The sequence below is a fragment of the Viridibacillus sp. d25.2 genome (genome assembly GCF_055456015.2).
Window position 1 is genome coordinate 2,181,272 of sequence record NZ_CM196652.1, and the last position, 20,993, is coordinate 2,202,264.

Below are 20,993 nucleotides of genomic sequence, written 5' to 3' on the forward strand. Positions count from 1 at the left end.
AAAACTATTGAATAAGGTATGTGTGTTTATAATATTTTTCTAAACTATTCATCTTTTATATGTTCAATACAAAAATAAAAGAAAAAGAGCTTTTTACAATTTTATTGTAGGAGCTTTACATTCCTATTTTAAGTAATTTCAAATTAGTAAGAAATTCTACTGAACAGAATGTTCATCACCTATAAGTTAGGGAGGATTTACTTTTGAAAAACGTTCTATTATTATCATTAGGTATGTTTACCTTGGGTTTTGATGCTTATATTATTGCAGGACTTATCCCGGGGATTAGCGATACATATCATAAAGATGTATCGCAAGTAGGGCAAGCTGTTAGCATTTTCACTTTATTTTATGCTATATCTGCACCTTTATTTTCTTCTCTACTTGCAGGAAAGCAAATCAAAAAAGTATTATTATGTTCAATGTTTGTATTTTCCATTGCAAATGGTATTACAGCTCTCGCCCCAACATTTTCTCTTCTCTTATTATCTAGAGCAATTGCTGGAGTAGGAGCTGGCTTATTCTCACCATTAGCAGTGGCAGCTTCTACACAGCTTGTTTCAAGTGAAAAGAAAGGGAGAGCTCTAGGCTTGACTATAGGAGGAATGAGTATAGGAACAGTGCTGGGTGTCCCTTTAGGCCTCTACATTTCTGACATGTCTGATTGGAAAGCAGCAATTTGGCTATTAGTTATCATTAGTGTAATTGCTACTTTGGGTATGCTTAAATTTCTCCCAGATTTTCCAACTACACCACCTCCCGCACTAAATGAACGATTGAAGATGTTCCTAGATAAAAGAGTAACCATAACTGTATTTATAACATTTTTCGCTAGTATTTCCAGCTTAGGCCTATATACATATCTAGCACCATTATTAAAAGAAATTGCAGTCTCTAGTAATTTAACGATGTATCTTTGGGTATGGGGATTCGGAGGGTTGTTTGGAAGCGTTATGATTGGTTATCTAATCGACCATTTTAAAAAGCCAAAAACTTTGGTTACAATAATTTTAATTACTTTAACACTATCCATTATATGTATACCAATATTGATTAACGTACCACTATTAAAGTATGTACCATTCTTTGTCTGGGGAGCAATGGGGTGGGCGTGTCAAGCACCACAACAGCTTATTTTACTATCATACCAGCCGAATAATGGAAGTTCAGCGGTGGCATTAAACAGTTCTGTTAATTACTTAGGGAGTGCAATAGGTGCTACCTTTGGTGGGGTTGTATTGTCTTTAGAGATAGGAACCATTCCACTGGTTTATTTTGCAGTTCTTTCTATGGTATTCTCCCTATGTTTACAGTTTTATAGCATGAAAAACAGATTTAGAGTAACAGTAGTCAGTAAATGCTGATAAAAAAGATGATCATACTTTATCCGGAAAGGTATTTTTGGGAAAAATAAACTAAAATTAACATTTTATTTTTTCCCTATGGAACTAAGGGGTAGCTTAGTTATAACGGGTGTTTTTATTTTGGGTGTTATTTCTAGGGGGGCATAATCTTTTTTGGGCTAAAACTATGAACCTCGTTAGTTAATTAATCTAAAAGAAAATTGTTATTTAATTACGCATATTTGATATGTGACAATAATGATTTAAAATATTAGAAAAACGCAATATAAGGGCTTAGAGTGAATGTATCTTGTTTGGAAATCATGGACAACACCACCTTGAATTAGTCCTTTCATTATAAAGGGGTATGTGTGACTCGGAAAGAATGGAAAACTCAGAAAAACGATAAAACTAGTTGATTGGAGTGCAGGCGGCGACTCCTTGGGAACTAGCGAACATCTTGAGACCCCGCAGGAGCGTTAGAGACGAGGAGGCTCAAGGTTCGTCCCCAGGAAAGCGTTCGCCGGAACGGAAATTAACGGCATCGAAGAAAAAGCCATGGCAGAAACGATTAATCGCTTCCGCCATGGCTAAAATTCATTTTATGGACTTTTTCAGTGCCCTCAATATTTTGAACGGTTTTTTTATAAATATGAATAAGTTTATCGCATGTATTCCTCTTCTATCAGAAATTTAAAAGGGAAGTAGATTTACCTAAAAGGGAACTATCATATCGGTTATAGTGATATAAACTGTGATAGAGTACGGCTGCTAATGCTGCTATATTTACATCATCCTCTTTTAAAAGAGTGATGATTACAGTATCTGACTCATCTGAATTTCTAGGGTCTGCAAGCTTCACCGTTGCAATTTCCTCATCGTTTTTAATTAATCGTGATTCCGCAGTATAGTGTTGAAAAAACAAGTATGTATCTGAATTATCTTGCCATGTATACTTACTTTCTATTAATTGCTCACGCATTTTTTTGAGAACTATTTTCTGAAGGGGAGTTGTTAACATATAATCTAATTTTAGACGGTATTTTAAAGAATTTAAACTATACATGTCTTTTTCATTTTTATCCACTACTTCATAGCAATAATTGAGAGTAAAACTAAATAAGTTATTTGCGATACGAGTTGATATTTTTGGTTTTCGTTTTTTTACGTAACAAAGAACATTTCCACGTTCATCAGTAAGTGGTAATCTATCCTGCATCGACATTTGATTAGGAATTTCATATGAATAATTGTACATTGCTTAACCTCCTAATAGGATTTACTGTTATAGTGTGCCAAAGTACATATTGAATAATAATACTGTAAATGGCATTATTCGTATGTAAATTCCTTTATTGTTATTTTACAATAAAATCTCAAAAAAGCGATTGCTTTAACAGTAATAAGTTTTTTTAACGGTAATTAAGGATATTTAGTATCCAAAAAATTGAAGTATAGTTGTTCTTAAAGTAAGATAATGTAAATATCTGGCCATGTCTTTTAATTACCTTAATAGGAGATGATTTTTTTGAATACACAATCGAATACGAATGCAGTTGTAGTCTATAACTTTAACAAAACATCAGATAAGATTTTTGACGCTTGGATTAACCCTAATAAAGTGATGAAATGGATGTTTCCGAAGGGGGATATTGTACGTGTTGAAATCGATGCACGGGTAGGGGGATCTTTCTCATTTGTTGATCAAAGAGAAGGGAAGGAAATTGACCACCGAGGAGAGTATTTAGAAATTGACCGACCAAATCTTCTTGTATTTACTTGGGGTATCCCGAAGGAATCCTCAGACTCAGCACGTGTAAATATTGCTATAATATCAACTAGGACAGGCTGTGAACTTACTTTAACGCATGAATTACACCCTGATTGGTCAGATTTTGCATCACAAACTGAGCAGGCTTGGCGTAGTATGCTAGAAGCAATGGATGCTACACTAAATTAGTATATAAAATAACTTTGATTGAGGCTTTAAGTAAAGAGCCAGTATCCTTCATAAATGAACCCCGCCATCAGTTCATTGGGGTGCAGGCAGCGACTCCTTGGGGAACTAGCGAACATCTTGAGACCCCGCAGGAGCGTTAGCGACGAGGAGGCTCAAGGTTCGTCCCCAGGAAAGCGTCCGCCGGAACGGAAATTAACGGCATCGAAGAAAAAGCCATGGCAGAAACGATTAATCGTTTCCGCCATGGCTAAAATTCATTTTATGGACTTTTTCAGTGCCCGCTCTTTATATGAGGGTTATTTTAAAAACTTAAGAAACAGCCTTCAATCCGGCTACTCCAATAACAATAGCAATAATACTAATTACACGTGCTACGCTTTTAGATTCCCCAAAAAGGATCATATTGATCAATACGGCACCGACCGTACCAATACCGATCCATACAGCATAAGCAATACTTAATTGTAAATAGTTAAAGGAAGTGTAGAGGAGGGCAAATGATAAGCCAAAACCTCCAACGTATAAGAGCATATTTCGGATTGTTTTGTTTTGGCTATATAACTTTAAGCCAATAACACCAACAATTTCTGACATAGCGGCTAAAAATACAAATATCCACCCCATTGTTATTGCACTCCTTTCAAATCTGTTTCTTCCTTATGTTGATTATCAGCTAATTTTAATCCAATAACGCCTGCAACTAGAATCACCATAAATATTGCTTTTGCTAAGCTAAACTCTCCACCAAAAATAAATACATCCATTAATGTCGTTCCAACTGTACCAATTCCTGCGAAAATAGCATAGACAGTGCCTGTTGGTAAGTTCTCACAAGCTTTAGATAAGAAGTGGAAATCTATAGCAATAATGACTAAGATAATCGCCCAATGCCACCAAGTACTAGCAGTATTAAAGCCGAAAACCCAAATTAATTCAAACAAACATGTTAGAGCAACATACATCCAATCTCTACTCATATATATCATTCCTTTCGTAACCTATTCTTCCTAATATCAGCTTACTTATTCTTTGTCAGCACAAAATGACTGACTATCAGTCATTTTTGGGCCGCAAAAGCCTCATAATTAATTACGAAGCCCTAATGCATGATGTAAAAAGTCTAGTAATTCTTGTTTTTGAAGTGCCGCATTGTCTTCATCAAAATTATCATATAAATAAATTTGCTCTGCTGCAGATTCAATAAGACCAATGATTAACTTTGTGGACCTTTCTGTGTTAAGTGAATCGCGAATATTTCCGACATTTTGAGCCTGTTTTAAGAAGTTGTTCATCCATTCATAAAAAGGTGCATAAATCGTTTCCCATTCTTTCAAATGTTCTGTTTGTGCAATTCCAGCATAAATAAGTGCAAAGACATCACGATATTCCTTTGTTAAATAGAAAACAGCATCTACTATTTGTTCTATTTGGTTTTCAAGCGACGTAGAATTTTGGAAACGATTTTTCACTTCCAACATGATTTTCTCAACCATGACAGCTGCAATTGCTGGCATTACTGATAATTTAGATGGAAAATATAAATAAAATGTGCCTTGAGCAATTCCAGCAGATTTTACAATATCAGATACTTTTGTTTTTTCCACACCTTTGTCACGAAAAACATCAATAGCAGCAAGAATAATCTTTTCTTCTTTAGACATGTTACATTCCTCACTTCATGACTGACTGTCATTCACTATATAGAATAAGTGTTATTTTGTCAAAAGTAATGATTGAATTAATCTATGTATTCAATAGACAAGCAATAAAAGGAATAATGAAAGTACGTGATTTAGTGTAGTGTACTATTGAAAAGAACAAGCTAATCAGGAACAAATAGCTTTGAATCGCATGTATGGATGAGGCTTTCTATATTTAATATAGTTCAAGCGTTATTTTATCGAAGAGTTTATACGTTCTAGTTAACCATATCTAAGGAATAATGGTTAATTATAATAAATCTCGATTAATAATCATCGTATAAAGGTGATCTAGTCGAGTTTTTTCTGTTTTATTAACATGGAAATTTAGTGTTACTATTTACTTAAGATGTTTTTAATTTCCAAATAATGTACAATGTAAATGATAAAAGTTAATCAATAAAATGGCGCTATTGTTTTTAAAGGGAGTTGTAGAATATGAATAAACTGGCGAATTACCTGTATCGCTTTATCTATATTTTAAGTGCATTAATAACAATTGGTACTTTCACTTTTGCCAACTTTTCAGCAGTTTCTCCTACTCAATATGCAGGAGGAAATGGTAACATCGGTTTATTCCCGTTCTTTTTTTTATTGCCATTTATCATTACTTTTATCGCTATGTCTATTATCTATATACACGAATATATGTATTGCAAGTTGCAGAAGAGAACTATTCGAATGATTATAGCTGGCAGCTTATTGGGAATGATATTAATTATAAGTATTACGCTTATAAGAGCAATTCAATTAAAATCCCTTCTTGCCGAAGTAAACCCACTATATCGTGAAGAAACGAAAATTCCTTTACTTAGCATATATTCAAATGCAGTCTTTTTTAACTTTTTCACCTTTGTATTAGTATTACTTGTTTGTTTTTTTGTAGGTGGAATGATGTCATATAAAGAATATAAAAGAGCAGCTAATCAGTAATTTAATAAAATATATACTATAGGAATTAAAGTCATTCATTTGTAATTTAAAGGAATGGTGGAAAATGTACATTAAACCAGAGAAAAATCAAACTACTGAAATAAAAGTATATACTCAATCAAGAGAGACAAGGCTATAACAGCTAATAAGTACATAACATATATAAATAAATTAAGTTATTAATCAGTTGGAAGTGGAGAATTTGAAGGTGCATATACTTTAATTCATAGTACTCTAAATGAAAAGAAGATGGTCTTTTTTGCGATATTAGAAAATAGTAAGTTGCCATTAGTTGTATTCTGTTTTAGGACTTTGCTAAATCTAATTAGCGAGTTACTTTAAATTCATAGCAGCAAAAATAATCATCGCATGCATGAATACTTTTTTGTCCATCGCATTCTCAATTTTTCTCACGAGATGTTCTTGAGGTATTAGTTGATTCAAAGAAATCAGTTCAATTTGATCTGTTTCAAAATTATTTTTCTCGTCATCATTTTCCAACACCTCAAAAATTTTGTTTTTATTACATGTGTAGTTGATTAATTCGAATTTATTCGAGTTTGTCTACAGTCCGAAAAGATCTCGTCAGCATTTTTTATCGCATAAAAAGATTTGTTTTTATTACATATGTAGCTGATTGGAGCGGAGGTGGCGACTCCTGCGGGAAAAGCGGGACAGTCCAAGACCCTGCAGGAGCATAGCGACGAAGCGGCTTGGCGCCCGCCCGCGGAAAGCGTCACCGTAGCAGAAATCAAAGCACTCGATGACTTTTCTCATTTCTTTACTTTTGAAATAGTCATCCCATCACCGATTGGAATAATAATTGATTCTAACTGAGGATGATTGGCCACAGTTTCATTGAATTTCTTCATTATTTCAGTGTAACGTTTTGGTTTAGCTTCTGGGTCTGCTACACTACCGCCAGCAAGGACATTATCAGTAACTATTAAAGCACCCGAATCCGCAAGTCTAATGCAATATTCCAGGTAATTTTCATAGTTTTCTTTATCAGCATCAATAAAGAAAAAATCAAATCGCTTATTATCTTCAACTATTTTTTCAAGGTTTTGTAAAGCTGCCCCAGTAATATATGCTACTTGATCGCCAAAGCCTGCTTTAGATAAATTGCTGTATGCTAACTTTGCATATTTCTCTTCTAATTCAAGGGAAGTTAATTTTCCTTCTCCACCGAATCCTCTAGCAAGGCAAATTCCGCTATAGCCACCAAGAGCACCTATTTCAAGAACATTTTTAGCCCCTGAAATTGATACTAGCATGGTTAGCAGTTTACCAGAGGAAGGAGATACCGATATGGAGGGCATTCCATTTTCTTCAATGGACGAAATGACCTCGTCCAAAAGTTCATTTTCATTATGAAACACTGAATCAATATAATTGTTAATTAGTTTCATTAGATTCAATTCCTTCCTCTCTATTTTCTAAAGACTTATTACTATCTAAATTTAAATTTTCTGTTTCTTCATTATTGCTGGGTACATCCATTGCTTCATTCTCTTGTATTTCAAATAATTGAATAAATTCATTGATTACCATATCAATCGCTTTTAATTCACCGACTAGAATTGGGTGAATTGATTGAAACTCTGGTTTATCTAACTGTTGCTTAATAGTTGAACGCTTAAGGTTCATCCTCTCTAAAAAAGCAATTGCTCTACCTCGGCGAAAGGTTTTTGGTCCACGATGGTGTGAACCTTCTTTTCCTCTGTGACGCTCACCACGATGGTGACCCTCTCTCTTAACGTCCTTAAATTTTTCCTCTCTCATTATAAGTCTCCTTTCTATGTATACATATGTATACTTATTGTCAATTTTTATCTCTTAAACCAAGAGCAAAAGAAAAATTGCTGTGAAAAATGACAAGGTCTTTGGTAATGTAATTTCCCAATTTAGTTTGCTTTTAGCCTGAAGGGGTTATTAGGTTTTTATACCTCTAAAGGTAAAATATGATAAAATTATATATAGTTTCCTATTATATAAGTAATGATGGAACAACAATCAGTAGTACAGTAATGCAAAAGCGCAGGGAGTGGGAAAATGGATATTTCAAATTTACAAATAGAGACTGAAAGGTTAATCTTACGTCCTTATAAAAAAGAGGATTATCTCAACTGGTACACACAGTTCGATAATCGATTACCTTCACAGTACAAATATGATGATGGTAGACCTTCTAATATGTCTTCATCAACAGAGGGTTGGTTTATCGAGTGGATAAAAGGATTTGATCAATCAGCAAAAAAGGACGAGATGTATATCCTCGGAATATTTCGTAAAGAAGATGGAGTAAACGTAGGGAAAGTTGAGTTATTCACGATTTTAAGAATGGATTATCAGTGGTCAATGATGGGTTACTCCATTCATAATCAGTTTTGGAACAAAGGGTATGGCACAGAAGCTGTAGAGGCTGCAACTGAGATAGCTTTCTCTACTTTAGATTTTCATAGAATTGAATTACATATAAATGTAGATAATAATCCTTCTAAGAAATTGGCTGAAAGAGCGGGGTATCACTTTGAATGCGAGAGAAAAGCGTTTTCTTATGAAGATGAAAAATGGACTGACTTCCTAATATACTATAAGAATCGTAGTTACTAAAGTTTTGTTAACATACATTGTAGTGATAAACAAAAAACAACGGCAGAGTTACTTTGCCGTTGTTTTTTTATGCCTAATTTGTTTGTCGTTGTTGGATCAAAAATATTGCCAAACCAATTAAGATTACAACAATACCTACGCCTTGCTGTATAGAAATGACTTCATCTAATATAAAGTAGGCAAGAATACAAGTGCCAACCGTTTCTCCTAAAATACTCATAGATATAATGGAAGTACTAAGCCATTTTAACAACCAATTGAAAATCGTTTGCCCTAAAATTGTTGCTATAAATGCTAAACCTAGTAGAGCCCACCACGTATTTGAAGAGTAGTGAAAAAATGATTCTTTCAGGCAAAGTCCATAAATTGCTAAAAAAATGGCACTACTCCCATAGCCAATGACGGAATATGGGATAAGGGATAAATCCTTACGAACGGATTGGCCAATAAAGAAATAGCCAGTAATAATACCTGCTGCAATGAATGCTAAAATATCCCCATAAAGCGCTTCACCACTTATTTGAAAATCTTGCCACCCGATGATAAGGCTACCTAAAATTGCCACAAAGCAACCTAGGATAGCACCTTTAGAAAATCGTTCTTTAAATAATAAATAGCCTCCAACCATAGAGAACAGAGGCTGTAATGTAACGATCACTGTTGAGCTAGCAACAGAAGTGTACTCTAATGATTCGAACCATAATACATAATGACAAGCTAAAAATAAGCCGGAAAGTATTCCTAATCCCCATTGTTTTTTAGTTAAGCCAACGAGCTCTTGTCGATTGCTCTTTTTCCAAATTAAAAAGGGTAACAATAAAAGCATCGCAAAAAATAAACGATAAAATGCAGTAATAGCTGGTGGAGCAGCTGCTAGTTTTACGAAAATGGCAGAAGTCGATAATGCAAATACTGCGAAAAATAAAGCTATGTATGAAAAAAATGAAGATTTCATGATGTACGCTCCTGTCTAGTTGATTATAATATTAACCAAATTCTACTATATTGTATCTCTCATTATAGAGAACTCTGCACATATAAAGTATTACTTTTCTATATTTTATGATATCAGCACAAAATAAGTGGAGATTCCGCCTTAATACTCATTTGTTGCTTGCATTCTTCTTTTGTAAGTAAAATTAAACTAGACTAATTTAACTAAATAAATTAAATTATTGGATATTTTAACCTGTTTTTAATATTTTTACACCAAATAATAGTGCCTTTGTGTTAAAATTCGTTAATGTGGATATTTAAGGTAATGAATATCTCTTTAACAAAAAGATGGAAGTGGGGAAACTCGAATGAAACAACGAAGAATGAAACTAAAAAAAGGTATCGTCATGTCAACAATTGTGGCGTGTAGCCTTGTATTTGGATCAATGGGATTTGGAGAGGAAACTAAAGCTGCTACAAATAAAACGCAGCAAACATCTAAATCTGCCAGCATTACAAAAGTATCTGCTACTGTTTCGAAAAAAGGTGTACTAACTTATCCTAAGAAGTTTAGTATGAAAAAAGTGACAAGTGAATTAAAACCCGAAGCCGCTAAATTAATAAAAATCTATGGCAATTCCCTTAAAACAGGAAAAACTACATCATTCAATTCGTATGTTAACAAACGTGTAGCTGAGCACGGAAAAAATGACTATTTACTTGGTCGTAAATATGTAAAGGACAATTACAGTAAAAAAATAAAGGGAATGCGAAAAGTTAATTCGAAAAAAACGCTTTCCGCTTTTGAGAAGGCACTTAACAAAGTTACAACTTCTAAGGTTGGAGTTGAAAGTACTTATAAAGGAAAAGGGTTTGCTACATTTACTTATGAATTCCGACCAAAAGAATTTGATGCCTTTGGAACTGTCACAGTAAAATTTAATTTTACACAATTATATAATAACAAATATATATTAGAGAATATTTATTTTATTTATTAAAAAACTGGGATAAAAGAAAGTTGTAAAATTTTTACAGCTAACAAAGAGATGTATCTTAAGTTAATGAGAAAAAGAGAAATGATACTATGTATATCATTTCTCTTTTTTAGATTTATTTAGAGAATTTATTCAGAAGGAATGTTCTCTAAAGATGATTCTACAAAGTCTAAATAATCCCATCAATAATGTGTCATAGTAAATTCCATTAATTAAATGGTCTTTTTTTATAAGTCCTTCTTTTTCAAATCTGAGCTTTTCATATAATTTAATGGCGAAAACATTCTACATTTTGATTAAATTCATTTTTCCCAAATCGTTGAGCATCTTTTCTAGTTGCTGCTTTTATCGTAACTTCATTCCCATTTTCAAACGAAATATCAATCAACTTCAAGTTTTTGTTTCAGTTTTTAGTAATATAATGATAAATCGAATCATAAGTAAATGAGTGTATTTTTTATATATTAATACTCGATTGACGATGAATAAACTGACCCTTACAATGAAATTCCACACTTTGCTTCCTCTGATAAACCCCTATTAATCGAATGAAAGCATACATCCAAACACAGTAATATTTAGTATTTAAATTCAGTTCATATTCAGTTCATGAAATGGGTGTATCATCCGTTTATGAACAGTTAGAAAAAGTTTCTTGAAGGAGAATATTTAGCGGTAGTAAGGAATTATATGAAATTTCTACCCTTAGAAAGAAAGGGTTCTTCAACGTGAGTTCATTTTAACACTGTAAATACAAATTATGGTGAAGTTAAGGGGGAAGAATAACATGGATATGATAAATAGAAAAGAAGCAGTGGAGGCCAATGATGAATGGGCTATTGAAGCGCGAGGGCTTGTTAAAAATTTTGGAGACAATCGTGCAGTTGATGGAGTAGATTTGAACGTACGTGCGGGTACTATCTATGGGGTACTTGGACCTAATGGAGCAGGTAAGACCACCACAATCAGAATGCTGGCGACTCTTCTAAAAGCTGACGAAGGTTCTACACGCATCTTCGGGTATGATGTAGTAAAGGATCCACATATCGTACGTCAATTGATAGGTGTAACCGGTCAGTATGCTTCAGTCGACGAGTCACTAAGCGCTACGGAGAATCTGGTCATCTTCTCCCGACTGCTAGGGCTAGGGCGTGCAGAGGCAAAGAGTAAAGCGGCTGAATTATTGGAGGAATTTGGGTTAACTGAAGCAGCAAAGAGACCATTGAAAAATTTCTCTGGTGGAATGCGTCGTAGACTGGACTTGGCGGCAAGTCTTATTGCACAGCCACCGCTAATTTTCTTGGATGAACCGACTACTGGGCTAGATCCGCGAACACGTAATCAAATGTGGGATACTATTCGCCGATTGGTAAAAACAGGTTCAACTGTACTTTTGACAACTCAGTATCTTCAAGAGGCAGATGAACTGGCAGACCGCATTGCTGTTATCGACCATGGCCGAGTTGTGGCGGAGGGTACCGTCGATGAACTAAAAGCTTCAGTTGGTACCTCATCATTACATTTGAGTATTCAAAATCCACGGGACATCCAAGATGCTCGTCAGACAATAGAACAGGTACTCAAAGTTCAGACATCCATTTCGTCGGAAGTCGGGAAGATAACTGCCCCGATGGCGGATGCAGACCGGGTCACGGATTTACTTATCGCTCTCCGTCAAAAGGGCATCCAATTAGACGAATTAAGTGTACAGAAACCAACGCTTGACGAGGTCTTTCTAACAATCACAGGGCAAGGTATTAAGAAAGTAGATACTAATGTATCAGATGAATTCGATAAAGTAGGGGAGGGAAGATTATGAGTAGTACTTCTTTTAAACAGGTTGTTGGTCGTCAATTGCGTAAAAAAACAAGTTTTAAACAATCAGTAAACAATTCCTTAACGATGGCATATCGAGGAGTGCTGAAGATTCGTCGAACACCGGAGCAATTATTTGACGTAACGCTCCAACCAATTATTTTTACTCTAATGTTCACCTACATTTTTGGAGGGGCCATTTCGGGAAACGTTCAAAACTACTTACCCGTCATCATTCCAGGTATACTTGTGCAGACCGTAATCACGACATCTATCGTTACGGGTGTCCAACTTCGTGAGGATATGGATAAGGGTGTCTTTGATAGATTCAAGTCACTGCCCATTGCACGTATTGCCCCATTGGCGGGAGCTCTATTAGCAGACACTATCCGCTATACCATTGCAACTGTGCTCACTTTTACAATGGGGTATATTATGGGTTATCGACCAGAAGGCGGACTGGGTTACGTTGCCCTCGCTGCACTTCTTGTAATTGTGTGTGCCTGGGCTATCAGTTGGATATTTGCTTTCTTTGGTGTAATTGCACGTACTGCTTCAAGCGTACAAGGAATCTCGATGATTGTGCTGTTTCCGCTCACATTTCTCTCCAACGCTTTTGTGCCTGCAGAAACTTTGCCTAACTGGCTACAATGGTTTGTGAAAATCAATCCAATCTCACATCTCGTTACTGCCGTTCGAGATCTTGCTAACTCTGGTACAGTAGGATGGGACTTAACTGCTTCCCTTATTGGAGCGGCTGTTATTGTAGCAATTTTTGCGCCAATTACTGTACGCGCATATATGCGTCGGACATAATAAGTGGATAGACGATTTTACCTCGTTCTATTTATCTATCAAAGGAAGATCAATATTGAATATAATAAAAGTGTGTTTTGAGTAATCTTTTCTCAAAACACACTTTTTTATTTGTTCTTTTATCAGCCTTCTGATTGAACTAAAAATGCTTAACTTCGGTCTTATATTTTACAAATAATATATCTTTGTGATCTTTTACAGAATAGATTTCTGCACCTTTCCTCTCTCATAATTCAATTAATACACTTGTTGTACTCTGAAAAGAGAAAGCATAGTTATTCCAATAGTATCACACCCCATATAGAAGATTTTTGGAGTTAAATTGTCCGTAAGCAAAGCAAATAACACTGTAAAAAGTAAGAGGACGCTATTAAAAATAGGTAATATCCAATTATTATTTCTATTTATTAGTTTTTATTTAATATGCTGTTTATGATTATCATTTCAAGTTACAATGAAACAAATAGTATAAATTTCCATTCTAATGAAAGGGTGTATATTATGAAATATCGAATTGTATTTTTTGACGTAGATGGCACACTTACTAATTATCAAGATGGTAGTATTTCAACAAGTACAAAGAGAGCTATACAGAGATTAAAAGATAAAAACATAAGAGTAGTAGCTGCAACAGGGAGACCACTGTCAATGTGTCGAGATTTAATAGAAATAGGAATAGATACATTTATCACGGCAAATGGTGCTTATGTAAAGCATCAGGATCAAGTCATACATAAAATTCCCGTAACTAATGATATTGTGCAAGAGGTAAATGAATTTGCTTGTGAAAACCAACATAGTTTATCTTTTTTTACTGAAGAACTTTCGATGAATGGCGTACAAAACCCAGCCACTTTAAAAGCGTTAAATGAAACACTATCTCTAAATGAATATCCGATAACTATTGGAGAAATTGGAAGTCAAGAAGTGTATTTAATGTGTTTGTACGCGGATGAACAAATGATAGGAAAATATGTTCAAAGATTCCCTCACTTGAATTTTAAAAGATGGCATCCATTTATACTAAATGTATTACAACACGATGTATCAAAATCTATTGCTATTAAGAAGGTTTTGGAATACTTCAATATTAATTCATCTGAAGCAATTGCATTTGGTGATGGGGAAAATGACATAGATATGCTCGAACTTGTTGGATACGGCATCGCAATGAGCAATGGTCATCAAAAATTAAAAATGGTAGCAAACTTTGTAACGAAAAGCTCGAGTGATGATGGAATTGATTTTGCTTTACGGAAGCTGGAACTAATCAAATAAAAATAGAAGGATGGTTTTATATGTTCGAACTGTTTCAATATAATTGGCAAGTTAGAGAAGAATGGTTTCAGTGGTGTGAGAGTATTCCAAATGAAGAACTTATAAAAAAGCGAACAGGAGGCATGGGGGGGATTCTCAGAAATTTATTTCATGTCATTGATTGTGAACAACTTTGGATCAATCACTTGAGAGGAACTCCCGTCATTGAAACAGATATAAATGGAATAACAAATTTAAATGAGATTAAAGAATTCAATTCGCGTACAAAATCCATTACAGAGCATTTTATTAAATTATATATCGCTGAAACTGAAAATAAAATTTTCGTTTATCCTTTGAAAAACGGTACAAAAATGCAATTTTCATATGATAAGATTATTCATCACATTATCACACATGAAATTCATCATATAGGACAATTATCAGTTTGGGCTAGAGAGATAGGAATGAAACCCGTTCCTTCTGATTTATTAATGAAAGATATATTTTAGAAATCAAAAAAGAAATCTTAGGTTGGCATAATATACTTCTTTGAATTCCAAAGATAACCCTCAATATGTATTACCGCATCTTTTTACCAGAAAAGTGCTATACAATAAACCTTCCACTAATATAAGCATTGGAAGGTTTATGCTTTTACCTGGCATATTTAATCGACTTTATTATCTTGCAATAACTCGTTTTAAATTCATAACATTCGCCCCTTTGTGGAAGAATCAATTGCAAATAATTATACGGAATAAACGATTATTAAACTTTTTCAACAGGTTCAAGAATAGATTCTATGACGTTTTTTAATTGTCGAATAATGTTTTTCGTACTTTCGTTCTTCTTATAAATAAAAACGGTGTTAATCACATTATTTAGCTGTAAATTGTATCGATGAATATTTGTATAGTTATATAAGTCGATTAGTTTCGTATTTAATACTGCAATTGAATTATTAATATGAAGGAAATCTTGAATACTACTAACTGATTTGATCTCTTTCATGCTAAATGGAATTTGATTTTCCGTTAGGAATTCCACAACTGCTCTGGTATACATGCAACTTTTACTTAAGACAAGAAGTGTAACGGGTGTACGCTCATCAAAATTTATTATATGAGTATCGTTTGAAATTACCTCGAATGTTTCAGTAGCAATGATGTCATACGCTAAATCAGAGTAATGTTTAATTGGATTGCTTGTGAGCGCACAGTCCATCTCGGAATTGTGTATTTTTTCATTTAAGGAAATACTAGATTCAACTGTGAAATCCATATCCAATGAAATGTTATTTGTATTTAAGGCATTTACGATTGAAGCGCCATAAATTTTGATTGTTGTATGTGATGCGCCAAAATTTACTTTAGTTTTCACTTGATCTGCACCAACGGATTGTAAGAACTCTTCGTATTCTTGTGTTATAAGCTGAAGAAAGTTTTTGTATTGAATCCCTACGTTAGTGATTTTTAGTCCCTGGGGTGTACGTTTAAAAACAGGTTGGCCGATCTCTGACTCCATCTTCTTTACTTTAGATGTTAAGGCAGATTGAGTATAGTTAGTAACTTCGGCCGACTTACTTAAATTTTGACGGTCTAATAATTCAATTTTCAATGCAATTTCTTCGATGTTCATATTATTAGTCACACACCCTATTAAAATTTTTGATAGCGCCTATCATTTTCCTCCATTTTACGCGTCGTAGTTTACAGCGTAAACTCTAGTTAATTCATTATACCGGACAAATACATAGGTGTAATAAAAAGATTTTGGGGGTACATTGATGAAAACTTATACTAAATGGTTAATCGTACTTGTGGCTACACTATCACAAACGGCAGCAACTTTTGTGACGTATGGTATGGGACCAATTGCTACATTTTATCAAATTGAATGGAATTTATCCGCGCTGCAAACGGGCTTAATCGTTTCAGCTGTCAATATCGGACCGATGTTTTCAATGCTCGTTTTTGGTTACTTGATGGATAAAAAAGGGGAAAAACAAATTATTGGATGGGGATCTATTTTATTAGGACTCTCAGCATTAACACTAGTTTTTGTTAATAATTATATTGTCTTGTTGCTGTTATTATTATTGGTTGGTATCTGGTATGGTAGTGCTCAAACAGGTGGGAGTACAGCTATCGTAAAATGGTTTCCGGATAAACATAGAGGGCTAGCACTAGGAATCAGACAGACAGGTATACCTATAGGGGGCGCTTTAGCTTCAGTATTATTAACTTATACTTATTATCATTATGAATTATCGGCGGTACATATTGTACAAGGAGTCATTGCAATTGCTGGAGGCTTACTTTTCTTAGGAGCGTATCATGAACCAAAAGAAAGTATGGTCACAGCATCTAAATCAGTATCGTTTAAAGAAAAAATGAATGCAATCAAAAATAATAAAGCACTGTATCCAATATATATTGTAGGAATTGTGATGATGTCATTACAGATGATTATCATTGCCCATTTCATGAGTTATTTACATAAAGAAGGTAGTTATTCACTAACTGAAGCTGGGGAATATTTGAGTCTTATTTTAATAGGAGGGATGATTGGTCGAGTAGCCATTGCGTGGGTGGGTGATCAATTCTTTGAGAAAAATAGAGAAAAATTATTGTTTTTTGTAATGATGGTGACAGTAGTTCTTACGATGATATTACCGCTAATCATGCATGCAAAATTAGTAATGCTACTATTCTGCTTTCTACTAGGTTTTGTAGCAATCGGTTGGTATTCATTATTTATTGCTTGTGTCACAGAACATTCAGATCCCAGTTATATTGGCTTAACAGTGAGTTCTGCTTTGACATTAAACCAATTATTTATCGTTATTGCACCTTCACTTTTCGGTTTAATGGTAAATCTATTGCATAGTTATCAAATAGCGCTATACATAGTAGGAATTATTGTGGTGATAGGAGCAGTTAATTTGTATAGTACAAATGTGAGAATGACTTAGGTTGATAATTAGATTTTTCGTTTCTATGAATACATTAAAATAATGATAAACGGTGTTACATTACCGTTGTAGTACAAGATCGAAATACCAATATCATTGCGAGTATGGCGGGTAGAGGTCGTGTAAAAGCAGAAGAAATTGATATGGTTATCGAGGATTATATAGCCCATTCTTCTTTATTATGCACGGATACAGCTACCGATTGTAAAAACTTAGGTTTTGAAAATTAGGTAGAAACAAATGCTTATTTCAGCTTGTCAAAAATCTAACTATTTCACAGTTGAAGCATTAAAAAAGATAAGAGCACCATTTATCAGATGCTTTTTAAACGGATTCTGTGTTGTACTGTTATTCAACTAACGGGGCAGCATTCCTGTTTGAAAGATGTTCAGGGTCTTGAAAGAAAAAGAGTCCTCTAGTATGATGCATGAGTGTCAACGAGCATTGACCCATCATCAAACAAGGAGGACTCCCTTATGCATTCTAAATGGAATGATAAAATTAATCAAGTTTCTGAAAATACACTCGTTGTCGGTATGGACATTGCCAAGCATGTTCATTACGCCTGCTTTGTCGATGAACGAGGGCGTGTGATTGAAAAAGCTTTTGCGGTACATCAATCGAAAGAAGGCTTTGAAAGTTTGTATGAAAAGATTTGTCAAACGATGAAGATAGCTAACAAAACAGAGGTGATTGTCGGTATTGAGCCTACAGGTCACTACTGGATGAATTTAGCGTATTTCCTAGATCAATATGGTATTCCACTCGTCATGGTGAATCCAATGCACGTAAAACGTTCTAAGGAATTGGATGATAATTTACCGACAAAGCACGATAAAAAAGATGCATTAGTCATCGCTCGCTTATTGAAAGATGGACGTTTCAGTTATCCACGTTTACTAAAAAACGTTGAAGCCGAACTCCGTATCGGCTCTACCCTTCGTTCAAAATTAACGGAGGATTTAGCGAGTATTAAAAATCGAATCATTCGTTGGCTAGATCGCTACTTTCCAGAATTTACTCAAGTCTTTCCGAATTTCGGGAAGATGGCACTTGCAACACTGGAAATGACGCCATTACCAAAGGATATTCAAGGGAAAACAGCTGAAGAGCTTGTATTTCTTTACCGTCAGGTAGAGGGGATGAGAGTTCCACAGTTACCTAAAGCAAAGCTTCTTATTGAAGTAGCGAAGAACTCTATCGGATTATCAGAAGGGACACAGATGGCACAACATGAAATCGCCACGCTCCTACGTCAGTATCGCTTATTAGAAAGCGAAATTGAATCTGTAAACAATGAATTAGCCGAAATGGCTAAAACAACGATGGAATATGATCTACTTGCATCAGTTCCTGGTTTAGGAAATGCGACAATCGTTGATTTACTATCAGAAGTAGGTAGCTTTTCACTTTATGAAAATCCACGCCAACTCATCAAACTAGCGGGATTAACATTACGAGAAAGCTCGTCTGGTCAACATAAGGGACAAAAACATATCTCTAAACGTGGACGAAAGAAACTCAGAAATATTCTTTTCAAAGTAATGGTACCACTGATTCGTCATAACGCAGCGTTTAAACTGCTTCATGAATATTACACCACACGCCAGCAAAATCCTTTACGTGGAAAGCAATCAATGGTGGTACTGTGTGGTAAATTACTGAAGGTATTACATGGTATTTGTAAAAAGAAAGTCCGTTTTGACGAGAAACATATGATGAAAGACCTCTACTGTCTCGCAGAGGCAGCGTAAACAAATTTCTTCATCGAACTATAACTAGAAGGATGACACGGAGAAGCCAGCAACATAACTAAACTTAGACCAAGAGTCCCCGGGGCAGCTTAGCAGGCCTCTGCCTTATGAATAGACCGAACGAAGGAATGTAAGCGCACTGACGCTAAGAGACATGGGAGGGTACGTCGTCATAAGTATCGCAGAGATTCATTGTGCATCACATAATGGATAAAAAAAGCTAATGATTTTCATTAGTTTTAGCGAAGCGTACGCTCAATTTGGTAATAAAAACTATAAATTCAATCATCTGTTTACAAAAGAGATGGAAAAATATTTTCACTACATCACGAAGTGATGAAAACCGTTGATACTTCAATGTTTATAGAGGGAGCATTCCTGTTTGAAAGATGTTCAGGATCTTGAAAGAAAAAGAGTCCTCTAGTATGATGCTGAGTGTCAACCCATTGACGCATCATCTACAAGCAGGAGGTTATTTGAAGAAGAAATTTTATAATAGGCGATACTATAGGAGGTGGTGATTCGAATGAAAAACTGGCTTGAACTAACAGATGTAGAGGATGAAAAAGTGTGGAATAAAATATTTGACGTATTAAAATTTGAACCAAGTACTACCAATTTCCCATCCATCTTTTAAAGTACCAACTCCTTTTATTACCTACGATATCTCACACTACTTTGGTGAATATGAAGGTTTGAATGCCTATGATGAATTGGAAGAAAAAGCATTACTTGTATTTCAAGAAATTACATCAATAGATGAATATATTTATGCATTAGATTGGCAGCATGAATGTTAATGGATAAATGCCCATTTAGAATTTCCAAAAAACGAATTAGAAGAATGGAAAGTACCGATATTCCCAAATGGCGACTATTACTTCTTTATTCATAAGGCTTTTGAATGGGGATATTTAGGACACCCGTGGGAAAAAACTATAACTATTTTTGGAAAAGAATTGATAAAGGGTTTTGGAAAACATCAACCAAAAATGTTTCGAAAAACATAACACCTGAACTAATGTAACTTTGTTCAACTAATTTTTGAGCTGTTCAAACAGCTCTTTTTTTATTCAACTAACGGAGCAGATTAGTTGAAAAGGTATAAACTGAACATTTTATAAAAACATAGAAGTATATGCGGTTCCACGGGAATTGAGAAAGTGGAAAATAAAACTTATCACTATGTACTTTAAAGATCGTAAGGATTCTTAAGTATTTTTCCTACTGTTTCTTTAGGTTTGAAATGTATTCTAAAGCCGTAGAAAAATTCAAACCTATGGAGTGGTAGTGAACATGAAATCTTTCAGTTTTATTTTTCAATATTTATTAAATCCAAGGGAAATTGGTGCAGTCTTGCCAAGTTCAAATTATCTTGCGGAAAAAATGGTAGATAGTATTGATTTCCATAATGCAAAATACATCGTAGAATTGTGCCCAGGTACAGGAGTCTTTACAAATATGATTATTAAAAGCAGAATTCAACATACGGTTGTCATGTTGATTGAGAGTAATAAAGAATTTTGTACATTATTAAAAGAAGAGTATAAGAACGAAAAGAATCTAATCATTATTAATGGTTCTGCTGAGGAAATCGACAAGTATACAAAGGAATTTAATATCCCATATCTCGATTATGTAGTTTCGGGTCTTCCTTTTGCAAGTTTGCCAAAAAGTGTATCAAGTGCTATTAAAAAAAAATTCAAAAACCTGTTAAGGAAAAATGGGACTTTTATTACTTTCCTATATACGCTATTTAAGAAAGGCTTTATTAGTCACTATTTTAAGCATATTAATATAATAAGTGAGTATAGAAATATGCCCCCAGCATATGTATTCCGTTGTAGAAAATAATATGGCCTTTTGGGGAAATCTTATAGAGGGTGTG

21 protein-coding genes and 2 pseudogenes are annotated in these 20,993 nt (G+C 34.5%); 14 read left to right on the top strand and 9 right to left on the bottom strand.

Annotation, left to right across the window (positions count from 1 at the left end):
• The first annotated feature begins 203 nt into the window (after positions 1-203).
• Positions 204-1,364: an MFS transporter gene (locus ACZLO7_RS11055; RefSeq protein WP_464941365.1), complete on the top strand. Its 1,161-nt coding sequence runs from the start codon at positions 204-206 to the stop codon at positions 1,362-1,364.
• A 664-nt stretch (positions 1,365-2,028) separates the two neighbouring features.
• On the opposite strand, the gene ACZLO7_RS11060 is transcribed toward ACZLO7_RS11055, so the two are convergent.
• Complete coding sequence (locus ACZLO7_RS11060; protein ID WP_464941364.1) at positions 2,029-2,601, bottom strand: tubby C-terminal domain-like protein; 573 nt, start codon at positions 2,599-2,601, stop codon at positions 2,029-2,031.
• A 270-nt stretch (positions 2,602-2,871) separates the two neighbouring features.
• Here ACZLO7_RS11060 and ACZLO7_RS11065 point away from each other — a divergent pair, with 270 nt between their 5' ends.
• The gene (locus ACZLO7_RS11065; protein ID WP_464941363.1) at positions 2,872-3,303 is read left to right on the top strand and encodes an SRPBCC family protein; all 432 of its coding nucleotides are present in this window, start codon (positions 2,872-2,874) and stop codon (positions 3,301-3,303) included.
• Between the two features lie 309 nt (positions 3,304-3,612).
• Here ACZLO7_RS11065 and ACZLO7_RS11070 read toward each other — a convergent pair whose 3' ends face one another.
• From ACZLO7_RS11070 to ACZLO7_RS11080, 3 genes are all read right to left on the bottom strand, one after another.
• Positions 3,613-3,927 (bottom strand): DMT family transporter, encoded by a 315-nt coding sequence (locus tag ACZLO7_RS11070; RefSeq protein WP_464941334.1) that lies wholly within the window; start codon positions 3,925-3,927, stop codon positions 3,613-3,615.
• 2 nt (positions 3,928-3,929) lie between these two features.
• A complete protein-coding gene (locus ACZLO7_RS11075) occupies positions 3,930-4,280 on the bottom strand; it encodes a DMT family transporter (RefSeq protein WP_464941335.1) in 351 nt (116 codons plus the stop codon).
• 108 nt (positions 4,281-4,388) lie between these two features.
• Positions 4,389-4,964: a TetR/AcrR family transcriptional regulator gene (locus ACZLO7_RS11080; protein ID WP_464941336.1), complete on the bottom strand. Its 576-nt coding sequence runs from the start codon at positions 4,962-4,964 to the stop codon at positions 4,389-4,391.
• Positions 4,965-5,441: 477 nt separating this feature from the next.
• Between ACZLO7_RS11080 and ACZLO7_RS11085 the strand changes: the two genes are divergently transcribed.
• Entirely contained in the window at positions 5,442-5,936 is a 495-nt protein-coding gene (locus ACZLO7_RS11085; RefSeq protein ID WP_464941337.1) for a hypothetical protein, read from the top strand.
• 333 nt (positions 5,937-6,269) lie between these two features.
• On the opposite strand, the gene ACZLO7_RS11090 is transcribed toward ACZLO7_RS11085, so the two are convergent.
• The 3 genes from ACZLO7_RS11090 to ACZLO7_RS11100 form a co-directional block, all read right to left on the bottom strand.
• On the bottom strand, positions 6,270-6,437 hold the full coding sequence (locus ACZLO7_RS11090) for a hypothetical protein (RefSeq protein WP_464941338.1): 168 nt from the start codon (positions 6,435-6,437) through the stop codon (positions 6,270-6,272).
• A 272-nt stretch (positions 6,438-6,709) separates the two neighbouring features.
• Positions 6,710-7,348, bottom strand: coding sequence for an O-methyltransferase (locus ACZLO7_RS11095; protein WP_464941339.1), 639 nt, complete (start codon positions 7,346-7,348; stop codon positions 6,710-6,712).
• Positions 7,335-7,721, bottom strand: a complete 387-nt coding sequence (locus tag ACZLO7_RS11100; RefSeq protein WP_464941340.1) for a hypothetical protein — start codon at positions 7,719-7,721, stop codon at positions 7,335-7,337. Before ACZLO7_RS11100 ends, ACZLO7_RS11095 begins: the two co-directional genes overlap by 14 nt.
• Before the next feature lie 270 nt (positions 7,722-7,991).
• On the opposite strand from ACZLO7_RS11100, the gene ACZLO7_RS11105 reads away from it, so the two are divergent.
• Positions 7,992-8,552, top strand: a complete 561-nt coding sequence (locus ACZLO7_RS11105; RefSeq protein WP_464941342.1) for a GNAT family N-acetyltransferase — start codon at positions 7,992-7,994, stop codon at positions 8,550-8,552.
• Between the two features lie 73 nt (positions 8,553-8,625).
• Here ACZLO7_RS11105 and ACZLO7_RS11110 read toward each other — a convergent pair whose 3' ends face one another.
• The gene (locus tag ACZLO7_RS11110; RefSeq protein ID WP_464941344.1) at positions 8,626-9,507 is read right to left on the bottom strand and encodes a DMT family transporter; all 882 of its coding nucleotides are present in this window, start codon (positions 9,505-9,507) and stop codon (positions 8,626-8,628) included.
• Positions 9,508-9,856: 349 nt separating this feature from the next.
• Here ACZLO7_RS11110 and ACZLO7_RS11115 point away from each other — a divergent pair, with 349 nt between their 5' ends.
• From ACZLO7_RS11115 to ACZLO7_RS11135, 5 genes are all read left to right on the top strand, one after another.
• Positions 9,857-10,489, top strand: a complete 633-nt coding sequence (locus ACZLO7_RS11115; RefSeq protein WP_464941345.1) for a hypothetical protein — start codon at positions 9,857-9,859, stop codon at positions 10,487-10,489.
• Between the two features lie 784 nt (positions 10,490-11,273).
• Entirely contained in the window at positions 11,274-12,305 is a 1,032-nt protein-coding gene (locus tag ACZLO7_RS11120) for an efflux ABC transporter ATPase subunit, DrrA-related (protein WP_464941347.1), read from the top strand.
• On the top strand, positions 12,302-13,117 hold the full coding sequence (locus tag ACZLO7_RS11125; protein ID WP_464941348.1) for an ABC transporter permease: 816 nt from the start codon (positions 12,302-12,304) through the stop codon (positions 13,115-13,117). The genes ACZLO7_RS11120 and ACZLO7_RS11125 overlap by 4 nt, the downstream gene beginning before the upstream one ends.
• A 501-nt stretch (positions 13,118-13,618) precedes the next feature.
• The gene (locus tag ACZLO7_RS11130; protein ID WP_464941349.1) at positions 13,619-14,395 is read left to right on the top strand and encodes a Cof-type HAD-IIB family hydrolase; all 777 of its coding nucleotides are present in this window, start codon (positions 13,619-13,621) and stop codon (positions 14,393-14,395) included.
• Positions 14,396-14,415: 20 nt separating this feature from the next.
• Positions 14,416-14,886, top strand: a complete 471-nt coding sequence (locus ACZLO7_RS11135) for a DinB family protein (RefSeq protein WP_464941350.1) — start codon at positions 14,416-14,418, stop codon at positions 14,884-14,886.
• Between the two features lie 259 nt (positions 14,887-15,145).
• Here the strand turns inward: ACZLO7_RS11135 and ACZLO7_RS11140 are convergent, their stop codons facing one another.
• The gene (locus ACZLO7_RS11140; RefSeq protein ID WP_464941351.1) at positions 15,146-16,015 is read right to left on the bottom strand and encodes a LysR family transcriptional regulator; all 870 of its coding nucleotides are present in this window, start codon (positions 16,013-16,015) and stop codon (positions 15,146-15,148) included.
• A 148-nt stretch (positions 16,016-16,163) separates the two neighbouring features.
• Here ACZLO7_RS11140 and ACZLO7_RS11145 point away from each other — a divergent pair, with 148 nt between their 5' ends.
• The 5 genes and pseudogenes from ACZLO7_RS11145 to ACZLO7_RS11165 all read left to right on the top strand — a co-directional run bounded on the left by ACZLO7_RS11145 (position 16,164) and on the right by ACZLO7_RS11165 (position 20,959).
• Complete coding sequence (locus ACZLO7_RS11145; RefSeq protein ID WP_464941352.1) at positions 16,164-17,351, top strand: MFS transporter; 1,188 nt, start codon at positions 16,164-16,166, stop codon at positions 17,349-17,351.
• A 65-nt stretch (positions 17,352-17,416) separates the two neighbouring features.
• Positions 17,417-17,560 (top strand): annotated as a pseudogene (locus ACZLO7_RS11150) (IS1595 family transposase); the annotation flags it as partial.
• A gap of 267 nt (positions 17,561-17,827) precedes the next feature.
• Entirely contained in the window at positions 17,828-19,105 is a 1,278-nt protein-coding gene (locus tag ACZLO7_RS11155) for an IS110 family RNA-guided transposase (protein WP_511261411.1), read from the top strand.
• A gap of 526 nt (positions 19,106-19,631) precedes the next feature.
• Positions 19,632-20,115, top strand: a pseudogene (locus ACZLO7_RS11160) (DUF2716 domain-containing protein).
• 286 nt (positions 20,116-20,401) lie between these two features.
• On the top strand, positions 20,402-20,959 hold the full coding sequence (locus ACZLO7_RS11165) for a class I SAM-dependent methyltransferase (protein ID WP_464941320.1): 558 nt from the start codon (positions 20,402-20,404) through the stop codon (positions 20,957-20,959).
• Positions 20,960-20,993: the final 34 nt, after the last annotated feature.